Genomic DNA, 16795 nt, shown 5'->3' with positions numbered 1-16795 from the left:
AGTGACAGAATGGGAGGATTAAAAAAAGTGAATAAAAAATTTTTATTAGGAGCATTAGTTGTTGTAGCTAATTTAGCTGTGGCAGAACAAAAAGTTGTAAAGCTAGAAGAAAGTGTTATAACGAGTGAAAATACTTTTGCAACAGTAGCAGATATTCCAAAAAATATAACTGTTTTAACGGCCGAAGAGATAGAGCAAAGAGGAGCGAAGACAGTAGCGGAAGCTTTAAAATTAGTATCGAGTGTAACTGTTAAAGAGATGGGTGGAGCAGATGCGGCTTTTGATATGAGAGGGCAAGGAGCAACAGCAAAATCAAATGTAATAGTTCTTGTAGATGGGGCACCGATAAACTCAATAGATTTATCAGGATATAAAACAAGTTCAATCCCTGTAGATAATATAGAAAGAATAGAGGTTATTCCTTCGGGAGGTTCTGTTTTATATGGAGATGGAGCGATTGGTGGAACAATAAATATTGTAACTAAAATGCCAAAGGATAAAAAGAACTATGGTAGCTTAAATAGTGAAATAGGATCATATGGGTTAAAGAAACAGCAGGCTATATATGGAACTAAGATTAACGACAAACTATCTTTAGAATTAGATTATTTAAAAAAAGAGAAAGATGGATATAGAGATTATGCTAAGGATGATTTAGAAAGTTTTGGACTTAGAACAAGATATAAGTTAGCAGATGGAGAGTTTGGATTTAAATATAATTATTCGAATAATGAGTTTAGAGCTCCTGGAAGTTTAACAAGAGAAGAGGTTGACGGAGATAGAACTCAAGTTTCAAGTAACCCGAAGACATGGAAAGTTGATGGGAAAACAGAGAAAAATGATTTTGCTGGAGATTATGTATATAATATTGATTCTAATTTAGAATTTAAATTATTAGGAACATTTACTCATGAAAGATACTCTTCAAATGGAAGTAACTATAAAACCGAGATAAAATACTTAAAACCACAATTGAAATACTCTTACTTAGATGATAGTTATGTTGTTATAGGCGGAGATATTTATAAAGGACATACAACGGATTTTGCATATGGAAATGGAAAGGCAGAAAAAGATTCATTGGGTGGATTTTTAATAAATAGTTATACTATTGATAAGTTTAGATTTACCCAAGGGTATAGAAGACAAAATATAGAGTACAATGGTTTGAAGGATGATGAAAATAAAAATAAAATAAAATATAACAAAAAATTTAAAGAGGATGCAGTTGAGCTAACAGGAAGTTATCTATATTCAGATTCAGGATCGACTTATGTAAGTTATACAACAGGATTTAGAGCTCCAAATACTGATGAGATTCGTGCTTGGGATGGAGAATATAAACCTCAAAGAACAGAAACTTATGAAGTTGGAGTAAAGGATTACATAGGAAATACATATGTTTCGACATCTGTATTCTATATTGAGACTGAGAACGAAATTTTTTATGGAAAAAATGATTCAACTGATGAGAAAAGTAATAGAAATTTAGATGGAACAAGTAAAAGAAAAGGAATCGAGGTTTCATTAGAGCACTACTTTGATAAGTTGACGATTTCAGAATCATTGACATATATGAGAACAGAGTTTAAAGATGGAAAGGATATTCCAGGGGTTCCAAATGTAAAGGGAGTATTGAACTTTAATTATAGATTTAATGATAAGTTAACTTTAAATAACTCTTGGGAGTATTATGGTAAAGCTTTTGATGCATCTGATGAAGAAAATATAAGAGAAAAAGTGAATAGTTATTTAATAAGTGGAATATCTATGTCATATGACTTTAAAGATGGATTAATTGTAAGTGTAGGAGTAAATAACCTATTTAATGAAAAATATTATGATTACATAGGATATAAAGAAGCGAGTAGTTGGGATCCAAGATTTGGAAGAGTATATTATCCAGCAGCAGAAAGAAATTATTATTTAGGAGTTAAGTACAGCTTCTAAGAAAGAGATGCTCTTTTCAAAGTTTGAAAGGGGCATTTTTCATATTATTTGAAGGAGAGGGCAATGTTAAAAAAAATAATGATATTAAACACTTTCATTTTCACAATTTGTTTTTCAAGAGTATTAGTAGATAGTACAGGAAGAGTAATTGAAATACCAGAAAATATTGAAAGAGTAATATCGACTGTACCATCTAATACAGAGATTATTGTAGACATGGGTTTAGTAGATTTGCTAATAGGGGTAGATAGTTATTCAGAAAAAGTAGATGAAAGATTAAAGGGAAAAGGTTTTTTAAGAAGTGATGATTTGAATGAGGAAAAGATAGTAGAATTAATGCCAGACTTAGTAATTTCATCTCATCATAATTTGAAAAAAGGAAAAGAAAGTTTAAAATTTTTTGATGAAGTTGGAATTCCAGTGTATGTTATTAAAAGTCCAAAATCACTTTCTGAAGTAGCGGATTCTGTAACAGAGATAGGCGAAGTTTTAAATAGAAAAGATGAGGCCCAAAAATTGAAGGATAGATTTATTGAAGAGTTGAAGATGATAGTTTCAAATAGAAATTTAGAAAATAAAAGAGTTTATTTTGAAATTTTGGATAGCCCTATATATACAACAGGAGCTGAAACTTTTTTAAACGATGCTTTAGAAAGTATAGGTGGAAGAAATATTTTTAAAAGTGAGAAGGGATGGATTTCACCACCATTAGAATCTATTCTAGAAAAAAATCCAGAAATTATATTAGTAGGCGAAGATAGAAAATATATGATAGAAGAGATATTAAAAAGAGTTGAATGGCAAGAGGTAGATGCTATAAAAAATAGAAATGTTTATTTTGTTGATGAAAGCATTAATAGACCATCAACAAGGGTTTTAAAAGCTTTAAGAGCATTAAAGGAAGTGTTGAAGAGATGATAACATTTAGTTTTGTACCCAAGAAAAATGAGCAGCAGGAGTTTGAAGTTATATATAGTCAACTTAGTCAAAAAGGTATATCGGGAATAGAAACAATTATTGGAGATCACTTGGATTTTTCAGAGTACCGAAATTATCCAGTAAAAGGAGTGCATCTTTTATATTATCCAACGTGGTTGGAATTTTGGAAAGGTGACTGGAAGAAAGTTAAAGAGGATTTTTATAATGATGAAGGGATAAAAAATTATTATAGAGGCTTTGATAAAAATATTTTGTTAGAAACATTTAAAGAGCAATTTGAAAACGCTAAAAGAATAGGAGCTAAATACATGGTTTTTCATGTGTCACATGTTCGACCTAAAGATATATTTGATTTTGATTTTGAGTATACAGATTTAGAAGTTTTAAATGAGTGTATAAAAATAATAAATGAAGTTTTTGAGGGGGAAGGTCCGTTGTTGTTATTTGAAAATCTACCTTGGCCAGGATTAAATTTTAGAAGTTATGAGATGACAAAATATTTTATTGAAAAGGTGAACTATCAAAATAAAGGGCTTCTTTTAGATTTTTCACATCTAATTTGTTTAGAGAGATCAGTAACAAATTTTAAAGAAGCTGATGATTTTATAATTGATAGAATTGAGAGGATGAAAGAGTTGAAAAACTATATATTTGGATTACATGTAAATGGAGTGAAGTTTGGAAACTATTTGGATAGTGATTTCAAAACTGAAGTTTCTAAGTGGAAAGAAGGAGATCGATTTGAAAAATTTCAAATAGAACTAAAGCACATGAAAAATATAGATCCTCATTTAGTGTATGAAGGTGGTCTAAATAAAATAATGAAACACTTACCTAATTTGAAATATATAAATTTAGAGTTAGGTTTTACATCTCTGTTAGACTTAAAAGAGAAAGTTTTAGAGCAGTTAAATTATCTCAAAATAAATTCTTAAAAGATGAAAAATATGATATACTCTATATTATAGAACGTTAAGATTTTCGCGGGAGGAAATATGGCACAAGGAAATTTAGAAATAGATAAAAATATAGATGAAACAACATTAGCAAAAGTGGATGAAATTCAAAACGAAGAACAAAAAGAACAAGAAGAGATCGTATCAGATCCAAATAAACTTTACAATATACTAGGTGTTATGTTTGAAACTACAAAGAAAAGATATAGTTTTGAAATTGTAGATGATATAGAGTATAAAAAAGGTGACAGGGTAATCGTTGACACTATAAGAGGAAAAGAGATTGGTATTGTTTATGGTGGACCTATGCAGCTTCCAGAAAGAGTATTGGTTTTACCACTAAAACCAGTTGTAAAAAAAGCAAGCGAAGAAGAGATTAAAAAATATGAGACACTTCGTTTAGAAGCGAATGAAGCTTTTAAGGTATGTAAAGAGAGAATAAATCATCATAAACTTCCAATGAAGCTTATTGAAACTGAATATACATTTGATAAAACAAAACTTATATTTTATTTCACAGCTGAAGGAAGAATTGATTTCAGAGATTTAGTAAAAGATTTAGCAAATATCTTTAAATTAAGAATAGAGTTAAGACAAATTGGTGTGAGAGATGAAGCTAGAATTCTTGGAAATATAGGAGTATGTGGAAAGGAACTTTGTTGTAGAACATTTATCAATAAGTTTGATTCAGTATCAATAAAAATGGCAAGAGACCAAGGGCTGGTAATTAATCCAACAAAAATTTCAGGAGTATGTGGAAGATTACTTTGCTGTATCAATTATGAATATAAACAATACGAAGAAGCATTAAGAGTTTATCCAGCTGTAAATCAGTTAGTTAAAACAACTAAAGGTGAGGGGAAAGTAATGAGTATCAGTCCTCTAAATGGATTCTTATATGTTGATGTTGAAGGAAAAGGAATCATGAAAGTTCTTATCGATGAAATAAAATTCAATAAAAAAGAAGCTAAAAAATTACAAAATGTTTTATCGACTGAAGAATTGCAACATAAAGTTTTAGAAAAGGAGTAGTAAACACAAATGGTTTTAGAAAATGAAGATATAGCTAACATCTGTGATGGATATAGCTTAATTCAAAAAAAAGATGGATTTAGGTTTGGAACTGATGCAGTTCTACTGTCTAATTTTTTCAATGGGAAAAAGAATGCAAAAGTTTTGGAGATAGGCACAGGAAACGGAGCTATTCCAGTACTTTTATGTGCTAAAGATAAAATTACTAAAATGAAAGCTGTAGAAATTCAAAAAGAAATTGCTGAGTTGGCAGTAAGAAATATAAAGAGAAATAACTTAGAAGAAAAAGTTGAAATTGTGAATATAGATGTAAAAGATCTTGGAGAGGGAAATACATATGATTATATAATTTCAAATCCGCCATATATGGTTTTAGATGGCAAAGAGATTAACGAAAAAGATATAAAAAGTATAGCTAGACACGAGATAAAACTAAATTTAAAAGAGTTTGTTGAAAATGCAAAAAGGCTATTGAAGCCAAGAGGCGAACTATTTATGGTTCACAAAAGTTACAGATTTTTAGAGATATCAGAGGAACTTGGAAAATGTGGATTTTCTGTAAAAAGAGTAAAATTTGTTCACTATTCAAAAGACAAGGATTCAAGTATAGTTTTAATTGAAGCTAGTAAAGGGAGAAAAAATATATTAAAAATTGAAACTCCTATTTTTTTAAACGATAATTAAAGAGATTTTATGGGAGAGGATAATAAACCTCTCCCTATTTTAATGGAGGCGATTATGTTTAAGATAAGTTCTAAATATACTCCTACAGGAGATCAGCCAGAAGCTATCAAAAAATTAGTTAAAGGATTGAAAGATGGAATTAAAGATCAGACTCTTTTAGGGGTAACAGGATCTGGAAAAACATTTACTGTAGCAAATATAATAAAGGAAAGTGGAAGACCAGCCTTGATTTTAGCACCAAATAAAACCTTAGCAGCTCAATTGTTTTCAGAATATAGAAGTTTTTTTCCAGATAATGCAGTTGAGTATTTTGTATCATACTATGATTATTATCAACCAGAAGCTTATATAGCAACAACTGATACCTATATAGAAAAAGATTCATCTATAAATGATGAGATTGATAAATTTAGAAATGCTGCAACGGCGGCACTAATAAATAGAAAAGATGTAATAATTGTAGCTTCAGTTTCCGCGATATACGGATTAGGATCCCCAGATACATATAAGAAATTAACGATTGCAATTGATAAAAAAACAGGATATAGTAGAAAAAAATTGATATCTAAATTAATAGAGCTAAGATATGAAAGAAACGATTTAGCTTTTGAAAGAGGTAAATTTAGAGTAAAAGGGGATGTAATTGATATATATCCATCTTATATGGAGAATGGATATAGAATAGAGTTTTGGGGAGATGATATAGAAGATATTTCAGAAATAAATACTTTAACAGGTCAGAAGGTCAAAAAGAATTTAGAGAGAATAGCTATATCGCCAGCAACTCATTATGTCACAGAAGAGAGTGAGCAAGAAGCGATAGTAGAAAGAATAAAAAGTGATTTGAAAAATGAAGTTAAAGAATTTGAGAGTAAAGGAAAACTTTTAGAAGCCCAAAGATTGAAGCAAAGAACAGAGTATGATTTAGAGATGATAAGAGAAGTTGGATATTGTAAAGGGATTGAAAACTATTCACGATACTTAACAAATAAAAATCCAGGGGACAAACCAGATACTTTGATGGATTATTTTCCAAAGGATTTTGTGGTATATATAGATGAGTCTCATATTGGAGTTCCTCAAATAAGAGGGATGTACAATGGAGATAGAGCTAGAAAAACATCATTAGTTGAAAATGGATTTAGAGTAAAATCAGCTTTAGATAATAGACCTCTTACATTTGAAGAATTCAGAGAGAATTGTAAGCAAACTATATTTATATCAGCAACCCCAGGAGATTTTGAGATTGAGCATTCCAAAGGATATATAGCTGAACAGTTAGTTAGGCCTACCGGTATTTTAGATCCTGTAATTGAAGTTAAAGAGACTAAAAATCAAGTGGATGATTTATTAGAAGAGATAAGAAAAAATGTATTGAAAAAAGAGAGAGTTCTTGTAACAACGCTTACAAAAAAAATGGCAGAAGAACTTTCTGAATATTATATGACTTTGGGTGTCAAAGTGAAATATATGCATTCAGATATAGACACTCTTGAAAGGATAGAGATAATCAAAGGATTAAGAAAAGGAGAGTTCGATGTTCTTGTTGGAATAAATCTTTTGAGAGAGGGGCTAGATATACCAGAAGTTTCATTAGTTGCTATCTTAGAAGCAGATAAAGAGGGATTCTTAAGAAGCAAAAGATCTTTAGTTCAGACAATAGGAAGAGCGGCAAGGAATGTTGATGGAAGAGTAATTTTGTATGGAGATGTAATAACAGATTCTATGAAATACGCTATCGATGAAACAAATAGAAGACGAAAGAAGCAACGAGAGTACAATCTATTGAATGGAATAGAACCTAAAACAATATATAGAGAAGTATCTGAATCTCTATTTACGTGGGATAATGGAGACAAAGATGAGCAAAGCTCTAAACATTTCAGCAGTAAAGAGGATATTGAAAAAGAGATAAATATCCTGCTGAAAGAGATAAAAATATTATCAGAAGAGTTAGATTTCGAGAAAGCGATACAAAAAAGAGATGAGATGAATAAGTTAAAACTAATGCTTTTAGAGATATAGGAGATATTTATGGATGAGATAGTTTATAGTGTAACAGAGTTCAATAAAATGGTAAAAGGGTATATAGATGAAAATCCAAATTTTCAAGAATTTTTTTTGAAAGGAGAGTTATCAGGAGTAACTTACTATAAGAGTGGACATCTGTATTTTACATTAAAGGATAAAAGTAGCCAAATAAAGTGTGCTGCATTTAACTATAAATACAAAAGAATTCCTGAGGATTTGAAAGAGGGGGATTCTATAAAAATATTTGGTGATGTAGGATTTTATGAGGCTAGAGGAGATTTTCAAGTATTAGTTAGACATGTTCAAAAAGAAGATAAGCTTGGAGAGATGTTTGCAAAATTGGAAAAACTAAAAAATGATTTAGAAAAAGAGGGGTTATTTTCACCCTTATTTAAAAAAAGACTTCCTAAATATCCAAATGCAATTGGAATTGTAACAGCATATACAGGAGCAGCTTTTCATGATATAGTAAATACAACTAGAAAAAGATTTGAAAATATAGATATCTATATTTATTCGGCTAAGGTACAAGGAATTGGGGCTAAAGAGGAGATTGTAAAAGGGATCGAAACATTAAATAGAATTCCTGAAGTTGATTTGATAATAGCTGGACGTGGTGGTGGAAGTGTTGAGGATTTGTGGGCCTTTAATGAAGAAGAGGTAGCAAGAGCTTTTTATAGAAGTGAAAAACCGATAATATCAGCTGTAGGTCATGAGATTGATAATTTACTTTCAGATTTGGTTGCAGATGTAAGAGCAGCAACACCAACTCAAGCTGTAGAGATAGCCATACCTGTAAAATCGGAAATAGAAAAACAGATACTAGATAGAGAAAAGAGAGTGAGAAGCTCTATTGATAGAACTTTAAGGTTGAAAAAAGATGAGTTAGAAAAACTAAAAAACAACTATGTTTTAAAAAATTTTATTAGAACAATAGAGGAGAAAAATCAAAATTTAGTATATTTAGAAGAAAGATTAGAAAAATCGTTAAATAACATTTTTAAAGAAAAGAGACACGAGTTAGAACTAAGAACAGAAAAAATAATTGGATTAAATCCATTAGCAGTTTTAAGTAGAGGGTATTCTATAACAAAATCTAAAAATAAATCTTTGAAAAATTTATCAGAGATAAAAGTTGGAGATGAGATAGAAACAATATTAAATTTTGGAAAAATAATAAGTGAAGTAAAGGAGATAAAATAAATGAAAAAGATATTTTGTTTAATATTTATTCTTTTGAGTTTAGGAAGTTTTGCTGAAGAAAGACCGGCTCAAATTCAAAACTTAGAAGCTCAAATAGCGAGAGAGGATGATAGGGATAAAGCTGCAGTTCTTATAAAAGAATATGAAAGATATTTTAAAAGTTATTTATCATCGATAAGTAGCAACGAGAATAGTATTTTTTATTTAGGAGATCAGTATTTTAGAAATAGGAAATATGAGAGAGCTGCTCAGATTTTTAGCAGTAATATAGATAGTTCGAGAAATCTATTTGGAGCAGCAACAAGTTATAGATTTATAGGGGATTATAATAAAGCAATCGATTTTTATAGTGTGGCAATAACAATTGAACCGAGTATGAAAGAGGCTTATTTAGGGAGAGGGTTAGCGTATAGAAATTTAGGGCGATATAATAAAGCTATAGAGGATATTCAGATATATATGAACTATTCTCCAACAGTAGAAGGCTTCTTGGCGTTAGGTGATATTTATTTAGCGGAAAAAAAGATAGATAGAGCAAGAGAGATACTTCAAGAGGGAAGAAGAGTTTACCCTCAATCAAAAGAGATCAGCAATATGTTGACATCTACTTATTCTAGATAATTAGAGAGGTGAAAGATGGAGTGGTATCGATTAAAGTTAATAGGATTGAAAAGTAGTAAGATTAGAGTTTTGATGAATCGTTATAAAAGATATAAAGATATTTTTACTAATCTAAATGAACTGGAAAATATATTAAGTTTAACCTCGGAAGATACCGAACTTATTGCCAACTCACATAATTGTGAAAAATACCTGGAGGTTATGGATTATTTAGAAAGAAACAGGATAGGGTTGATAGACTTAAACGACTACAGATATCCAGAAAGCTTGAAGAATATTTCAAAACCTCCACTTTTTCTTTTTTATAAAGGAAATATAGAGCTTTTAAGTAAAAAAAGAATAATCTCTGTTATTGGGACAAGAAGAGCTACAAAATATGGAGAGCTAGGATGTCAAAAGATAATAAAGGGATTAGTAGATGGTGAAGTTGTTATTGTTAGTGGATTGGCTTTAGGAATAGACTCTTTTGCTCATAGTGAAACTTTAAAATTGAATGGTAAAACAGTAGCAGTTTTAGGGTGTGGGATAAATATAGATTATCCTCGGAGTAACATAAAACTAAGGAAAGAGATAGAGAAAAAAGGTTTAGTTATATCAGAATTTCCGTTAGGAGCAGAACCTAGTCCTGAAAAATTTCCTATTAGAAATAGAATTATAGCAGGTCTTAGTGTGGGAACAGTTGTTATTGAAAGTTCTATGAAAGGCGGAAGTTTAATAACAGCAAATTTAGCATTGGATGAAGGAAGGGATGTATTTGCAATTCCAGGAGATATAACATATCCTCTTTCTCAAGGGTGTAACGAGCTTATAAAAAACTCTCAAGCTAAATTAGTAACCCATGGAGATGATATATTAAAAGAATATGAATGGAGTAAAAAAACAGAAACTGGTGAAGAGTTAAATCGTTTAACTGGAATAAAATTAAAAATTTATAGTGTATTAAAAACGAAAATGCACTTAGAGGAAATTAAAAGAGAAGTTGAGTGTCAAACTAGTGAATTACTGAGCAATTTAATGGAGTTAGAAATAGAGGGGTATGTTCAAAGTCTTCCAGCAGGTCATTATCGAAGGCGTTTGTAAATGGGAAACTTGGTGCCCTTAGTTGATTTTTTTAGTATTTTCTAATATAATTAAGAGCGAATAATGTATATAGAGAAAAAATTAGGGGTGAAAGTAGTGGCGAAAAAAAATTTAGTAATAGTGGAATCTCCTGCAAAAGCGAAAACAATTGAAAAAATATTGGGGAATAATTTTCATGTAACAGCTTCATTTGGACATGTAAGAGATTTACCTAAGAGTAAAATTGGAGTAGATGTGGGGGACGGATTTAAACCAAGCTATTCAACAATAAGAGGAAAAGGCGATGTAATAAAAACCTTAAAAGATTTAGCTAAGAAGTCGAATAAAGTATATCTAGCATCCGATCCGGATAGAGAAGGAGAGGCTATAGCTTGGCATATAGCTCAAACATTGAAATTAGATGAGAACGAAGCTAATAGAATAGAGTTTAATGAGATTACAAACACTGCCATAAGAGAAGCTATAAAAAATCCTAGAAAAGTTGATATTAATAGAGTTAATGCTCAACAAGCAAGAAGAATTTTAGATAGATTAGTTGGATATGAGATAAGTCCTTTATTATGGAAATCAATATCTTCGAATACAAGTGCTGGAAGAGTTCAATCGGTTGCATTAAAGTTAGTTTGTGATTTAGAGGATAAAATAAAAAAGTTTATACCTGAGAAGTTTTGGGATATAAAAGGGGAGTTCAAAAATAAAATGAATCTTTCTCTTTATAAAATAGCAGGAAAAAGATTTGAAAGAGTTACAGATGAAGATGTGGTGAAAGATATACAATTAACTCTAAATTCTGAGTATGCTGTTATAAACTCAAAAGTTAGTAAAAAATCAAAAAATCCACCTTTACCATTAAAAACAAGTACATTACAGCAATTATCATCTTCGTATTTAGGGTTTTCTGCATCAAAAACAATGTCAGTAGCTCAAGGTTTATATGAAGGAATAAGTATTGAAGGAAACCAAAAAGGTTTGATAACATATATGAGAACGGATTCAACAAGAGTTTCAGAAGAGGCTAAAGGTATGGCCAAAAGCTATATATTAGAGATGTTTGGTAAAGAATACCTGGGAAAAGAAACTACAAAAAAGAAAAAAGATGAGAAGATTCAAGACGCCCATGAAGCGGTAAGACCAACGGATATATATTTAGAGCCTGATAAAATAAAGAAGGATTTAACTCCAGATCAATATAAATTATACAAACTTATTTGGGAAAGATTTATGATTTCGCAGTTAGCTCCTATGGAATATGAGCAATTTGAAATAATTTTAGAAAATGGAGATTATCAATTTAGAGGAACTCTAAATAAAATAACATTTGATGGTTATTATAAAGTTTTTAAAGATGAAGAGGAATTGCCGCTAGGAGAGTTCCCAGCGATAAATGAGGGCGATTTCTTACAGTTAAAGAAATTAAATATAAAAGAGGATTGGACAAAACCGCCAGCAAGATTGACAGAATCGTCATTAGTTAAGAAACTAGAAGCTGAAGGAATAGGAAGACCATCTACATATGCTTCGATAATTGAAACTTTAAAGAAAAGAGAGTATGTTGTATTAGAAGGAAAAAGTTTCGTACCTACAGAGCTGGGATATGAAATAAAATCAATTTTAGAGAAAAACTTCAAAGATATAATGGATGTTAAATTTACAGCTTCTTTAGAGGATGGATTAGATTTAGTTGAAGAGGGTGAAAGAGATTGGATAGGTATTTTAGAAAATTTCTACTCAAAACTTGCGAAAGATTTAGAACTTTATAAAGTTAAAGTTGAAGAAGAAACAAACAGAATTATAACATCAGATGTACCTTGTCCTTGTGGAAAAGGAAATATGATAATGAAAAATGGAAGATTTGGAAGATACCTGTGTTGTGTCGATGAAGAGTGTAAAGAGAAATACTCTCTAAAAGGGATAGATATTCCTTTAGATGACATAAAAAAAGGTGATATAAAGGTAAAGGAACTTTTAGAAGAACAACTGAGAGTCAAACAAGGAAAGTTGACAGATGTTTATTCTGAAAATGGAAGTAGATTACTTTTAAAGCTTGGAAGATTTGGAAGTTATTTAGAAAGCGAAAACTTTAAAGATGACAATGAAAGAGTTTCTTTGCCAGCTGAAGTAAAAAAACTTTTAATGAATTCATCAATAGAAGAGATTGATGGTGTTGTTCAATTGAATTGGATAATGGAGAGAATTCAGAAAGAAGAAAATGAGATTTTAAAAAATGCTGGAAATTGTGAAAAGTGTGGAAAACCATTTAAAATCGGAAGAGGAAGATGGGGAAAATTCTTAGCATGTACAGGATATCCAGAGTGTAAAAATATAAAAAAATTAGAAAAAGAAAAAAAAGATAAATAAAAGGACTCGCCTTTTTAGGCGAGACTTTTGTATGTATAAAAAAGGAGAATAGATGAGAAACAAGGAAGTTATAGTAATAGGAGCTGGACTAGCCGGTTCAGAAGCAGCATATCAATTAGCGAAAAATGGAGTAAAAGTAAAATTATATGAGATGAGACCAAAGGTTTCAACAGAAGCTCATAAGAGTGATAAATTTGCAGAGTTAGTATGTAGTAATTCATTAGGTGGAGATCATTTAGGAAATGCCTCGGGACTAATGAAAGAAGAGTTAAGAAGAATGGGTTCTTTATTGATAGAGATTGCAGATGAAACTAAAGTACCTGCGGGACAAGCTTTAGCAGTAGATAGAGAAGGGTTTTCAGAAATAGTAACAAAAAAGTTACAATCTATGGAAAATATAGAGATTGTATATGATGAATTAAAAGAGATACCAAAAGATAAAATTGTAGTTGTAGCAAGTGGACCATTAACTTCTGAGGATCTTTCTAAAAATATAGCAGAGATGTTAGAACAGGAATATCTATATTTCTACGATGCAGCAGCACCAATAGTGACATTAGAATCGATTGATAAAGATAAGGTTTACTTCCAATCAAGATATGATAAGGGAGAGGGAGAGTATATAAACTGTCCGATGGATAAAGAGCAATATCAAGCCTTCTATGATGAATTAATAGCTGCAGAAAGAGCTCCTATGAAAAAGTTTGAAGAGGAAAAACTGTTTGAAGCATGTATGCCAGTTGAGAGAATAGCTCAAAGAGGGTTTAAGACACTATTATTTGGACCATTAAAACCAAAAGGTTTAACAAATCCTAAAACAGGTAGAGAGGATTTTGCTGTAATTCAATTAAGACAAGATGACAAAGATGGTAAGCTTTATAACTTAGTTGGATTCCAAACTAATTTAAAATGGGGAGAACAAAAAAGAGTATTTTCTATGATCCCTGGATTAGAAAATGCAGAGTTTATAAGATATGGTGTAATGCATAGAAATACATTTATAAATTCAACAAAACTATTAACACCTGCACTAAATTTAAAATCGAATGAAGATATATATTTTGCTGGACAAATAACAGGTGGAGAGGGATATGTTTGTGCTATTGCAACAGGAATGATGGCAGCTACAAATATTTTAAGAAAAATGGATGGAAAACAACCTTTAATTTTAGATGATAGAAGCTCAATTGGTGCAATAATAAAATATATAACAGAAGAGAAGAAAAATTTCCAGCCGATGGGACCAAATTTTGGAGTAATAAGATCTTTAGAGGAAAGAATAAAGGATAAAAAAGAAAAATATAATAAAATTTCTAAAATAGCTTTAGATTATTTAGATGAAAAGTTAAGCCAAGATAAGTAAAAGGAGTTTGGGATGGGTACTCTTAATTTATTAAGTGATATAAAAGAATTTTTATATCACTGTGAATTTGCAAAAGGGAAAAGTTTAAATACAATTAAATCGCTTAAAATAGATTTATATAGATTCAATGAGTACATTATAAAATGTAATGACCTTGAGAAAATTTCAGATATAGATGGATTTAATTTTAGAGAGTTTTTGATAGAGCTTCAAAATGAAGATATAGGAAAAAGATCTTTGAATAGAAAAATTTCATCTTTAAAATCATTTTTTAAATATTTAAAAGATGTTGAGAAAATAAAAAGTAATCCAGCTCAGTTGATAGTGGCTCCTAGTTACGATAGAGGAGTGCCTGAAGCTTTGAGCTTAAAAGAGATAAAAGATTTAAGAAAAGCAATCGAGTTAAAAAATTATCATAGTTTAAGAGATAGACTGATAGTTGAACTTTTATATTCAAGTGGTATAACTTCTCAGGAGTTATTAGGTTTAGGAGAAGAAGTTTTTGAAACTGAAAAAAGAGAGGTTATTGTAAGCAGCTTTAAAAAATATAGAACAGTTTTTTTTAGCGAGAGAACAAGAGAGTTTTTAAAAAGATACATTCAGGCAAAAAAAGAAAAGCTAGGAGAGCGTTATAAAAAAGAGATTCTTTTTGTTAATGGGTCAGGTGGAAGACTGACAGACCGTTCTCTTAGAAGATTGATAGATAGATACGCTTTGAGAGCAGGAATAACAAAAGAGATTAGTCCCCATAGCTTTAGACACACATTTGCTGTTCATATGCTAGAGAATGGTATGACTTTAAATCAACTACAAAAATTGTTAGGGCATACAAATTTAGATTCAACAAAAATTTATATAGAAGCATTAGAGAGAAAGAAAAGAAAAGAGTTAGCTAAAGAGTTAAGTGCAGAATAGAGCATAGAAATATTAATATTATATAATTGAAGGAGTGTTTATGACGAAAAAATGTATAGGATGTGGAATTGAACTTCAAGGTGAAAATCCTAGTTCTAATGGATATTTACCTAAATCTGTTTTAGAAGGAGATAACAAAGAGTTACTTTGCCAAAGATGTTTTAAAATAAAAAATTATGGACAATATATACCTATAAAAATGACGAAAGAAGACTATAGAGCTGAAGTTAAAAAGAGTTTAGCAGAAGCGGATGTAGCTATTCCTGTGTTTGATATAATAGACTTCGAAGGTTCATTTGATGACGAGATACTTGATGTATTGAGAGAGATGGATTCAATAGTAGTTATAAATAAGTTGGACTTAATACCGGATGATAAGCATCCATCAGAAGTTGCTGATTGGGTAAAAGGAAGATTAGCAGAAGAGGGAGTTGCACCTTTAGATATCGCAATTGTGAGTTCAAAGAATGGATATGGAATAAATGGAATATTCAAAAAAATAAAGCATTTTTATCCAAATGGAGCTAAAGCATTAGTTTTAGGAGTAACAAATGTTGGAAAATCAAGTATAATCAATAAACTTATTGGAGCCAAAAGAGTAACTGTTTCTAAGTTCCCAGGAACAACTTTAAAAAGTGTAAAGACAGAGATACCTTTCTCTAAAATTACATTAATAGATACTCCAGGATTAATTCCAGAGGGAAGATTCTCAGATTTTGTTTGTCAAGAGTGTAATCAAAATATAATCCCAGCAAATGAGATTTCTAGAAAGACTTATAAAGTTCAAAAAAATAGAGTAATCTTAATTGGTGGAATGATTCAAATGAAGATATTAAATGAAGATGATTTAAAACCGATATTCTCAGTATATGCTTCAAAAGGAGTTACATTCCATGAAACTAATATTGATAAGGCTGAAGAGTTAATGAATGGAGCAGATTTCATAGCACCACCATGTGATGACTGTAGAGATGAGTTTAATTCTTTAGAAAAAGAATCGGAAATCTATACTGTAGAAACAGGAGAGGAACTAGTATTCAAAGGATTAGGATGGTTATCTGTAAAAAGAGGACCTCTTTATGTAGAAATCACATCACCAAAAGGTGGAGAGATAATAATAAGAGATGCATTTATAAAACCAAGAAGATCATAAAATAAGAGGGTTGCAAGGTATATGGAAAGAGATGGGAGAATAACTACTTTAAACTGGATTGTAAATATAGCAGTAACAATTCTATTTATCTATTTGGCTATGAGAGGAATTGATGACTTAACAGGAACATATAAAATAGATGAAACTATAAGAAATACAAAAGAACTTAGAATAGCATTAGAGAGATATTATCAGCTAACAGGTGATTATCCAGAATTAACAAAACCTGGAGTAAATTTAAATCTACATCTCTTAGACTATACAAATAGCAAGGGACAGAAGATCTCTTTTGCAGAGATTTATGGAAGAAAAACACTGGCAAAAACTTATGGAAGTAATTCTATTATTGCATCAAATGAAGTTTATGATATACAAGACTTTGAAAAGGGAAGTAAAAATGGAGGATGGAATTACAATTATTCTCAGAAAACTGGAGAGATACATCCAAACTTGCCAGAAGATATATATATAGAAAAAATAAACTGGAATAGACAGTAGTAACAAAAATGG

Annotated in this window: 14 protein-coding genes; all 14 read left to right on the top strand. The window is 30.4% G+C overall.

The window, feature by feature from the left end:
- The first annotated feature begins 27 nt into the window (after window positions 1-27).
- The 14 genes from L992_RS00850 to L992_RS00785 all read left to right on the top strand — a co-directional run bounded on the left by L992_RS00850 (window position 28) and on the right by L992_RS00785 (window position 16783).
- Entirely contained in the window at window positions 28-1950 is a 1923-nt protein-coding gene (locus tag L992_RS00850) for a TonB-dependent receptor (RefSeq protein ID WP_047393987.1), read from the top strand.
- A gap of 63 nt (window positions 1951-2013) precedes the next feature.
- The gene (locus L992_RS00845) at window positions 2014-2868 is read left to right on the top strand and encodes an ABC transporter substrate-binding protein (protein ID WP_047393943.1); all 855 of its coding nucleotides are present in this window, start codon (window positions 2014-2016) and stop codon (window positions 2866-2868) included.
- Window positions 2865-3824 (top strand): TIM barrel protein, encoded by a 960-nt coding sequence (locus L992_RS00840; RefSeq protein WP_047381200.1) that lies wholly within the window; start codon window positions 2865-2867, stop codon window positions 3822-3824. The genes L992_RS00845 and L992_RS00840 overlap by 4 nt, the downstream gene beginning before the upstream one ends.
- Window positions 3825-3950: 126 nt before the next feature.
- Complete coding sequence (locus tag L992_RS00835; protein WP_047381281.1) at window positions 3951-4877, top strand: stage 0 sporulation family protein; 927 nt, start codon at window positions 3951-3953, stop codon at window positions 4875-4877.
- Window positions 4878-4886: 9 nt separating this feature from the next.
- Window positions 4887-5561, top strand: a complete 675-nt coding sequence (locus L992_RS00830; RefSeq protein WP_047381201.1) for a tRNA1(Val) (adenine(37)-N6)-methyltransferase — start codon at window positions 4887-4889, stop codon at window positions 5559-5561.
- A 42-nt stretch (window positions 5562-5603) separates the two neighbouring features.
- Window positions 5604-7586, top strand: a complete 1983-nt coding sequence (gene uvrB, locus L992_RS00825; protein WP_197053367.1) for an excinuclease ABC subunit UvrB — start codon at window positions 5604-5606, stop codon at window positions 7584-7586.
- Window positions 7587-7595: 9 nt separating this feature from the next.
- Window positions 7596-8795 carry an exodeoxyribonuclease VII large subunit gene (gene xseA / locus L992_RS00820; protein ID WP_047381205.1) on the top strand — a complete coding sequence of 400 codons (1200 nt, stop codon included), beginning with the start codon at window positions 7596-7598 and terminating at the stop codon, window positions 8793-8795.
- Window positions 8796-9416 carry a lipopolysaccharide assembly protein LapB gene (locus L992_RS00815; protein WP_047393940.1) on the top strand — a complete coding sequence of 207 codons (621 nt, stop codon included), beginning with the start codon at window positions 8796-8798 and terminating at the stop codon, window positions 9414-9416. It begins immediately after the preceding gene.
- A gap of 15 nt (window positions 9417-9431) precedes the next feature.
- Window positions 9432-10496, top strand: coding sequence for a DNA-processing protein DprA (gene dprA, locus L992_RS00810; protein ID WP_047393937.1), 1065 nt, complete (start codon window positions 9432-9434; stop codon window positions 10494-10496).
- A gap of 63 nt (window positions 10497-10559) precedes the next feature.
- A complete protein-coding gene (gene topA, locus L992_RS00805) occupies window positions 10560-12854 on the top strand; it encodes a type I DNA topoisomerase (RefSeq protein WP_197053366.1) in 2295 nt (764 codons plus the stop codon).
- A 52-nt stretch (window positions 12855-12906) separates the two neighbouring features.
- On the top strand, window positions 12907-14217 hold the full coding sequence (gene trmFO, locus L992_RS00800; protein WP_047381211.1) for a methylenetetrahydrofolate--tRNA-(uracil(54)-C(5))-methyltransferase (FADH(2)-oxidizing) TrmFO: 1311 nt from the start codon (window positions 12907-12909) through the stop codon (window positions 14215-14217).
- 12 nt (window positions 14218-14229) lie between these two features.
- A complete protein-coding gene (locus L992_RS00795; protein ID WP_052191646.1) occupies window positions 14230-15132 on the top strand; it encodes a tyrosine-type recombinase/integrase in 903 nt (300 codons plus the stop codon).
- 40 nt (window positions 15133-15172) lie between these two features.
- Window positions 15173-16285: a ribosome biogenesis GTPase YqeH gene (yqeH, locus tag L992_RS00790; protein ID WP_047393934.1), complete on the top strand. Its 1113-nt coding sequence runs from the start codon at window positions 15173-15175 to the stop codon at window positions 16283-16285.
- 21 nt (window positions 16286-16306) lie between these two features.
- Window positions 16307-16783: a hypothetical protein gene (locus tag L992_RS00785; RefSeq protein WP_052191647.1), complete on the top strand. Its 477-nt coding sequence runs from the start codon at window positions 16307-16309 to the stop codon at window positions 16781-16783.
- The last annotated feature ends 12 nt before the right edge of the window (window positions 16784-16795 follow it).

Source organism: Cetobacterium sp. ZOR0034 (assembly GCF_000799075.1).
GTDB lineage: Bacteria > Fusobacteriota > Fusobacteriia > Fusobacteriales > Fusobacteriaceae > Cetobacterium_A.
Note: the sequence above shows the minus strand (reverse complement) of the source record. Positions and strands in the feature narration are given on the sequence as shown.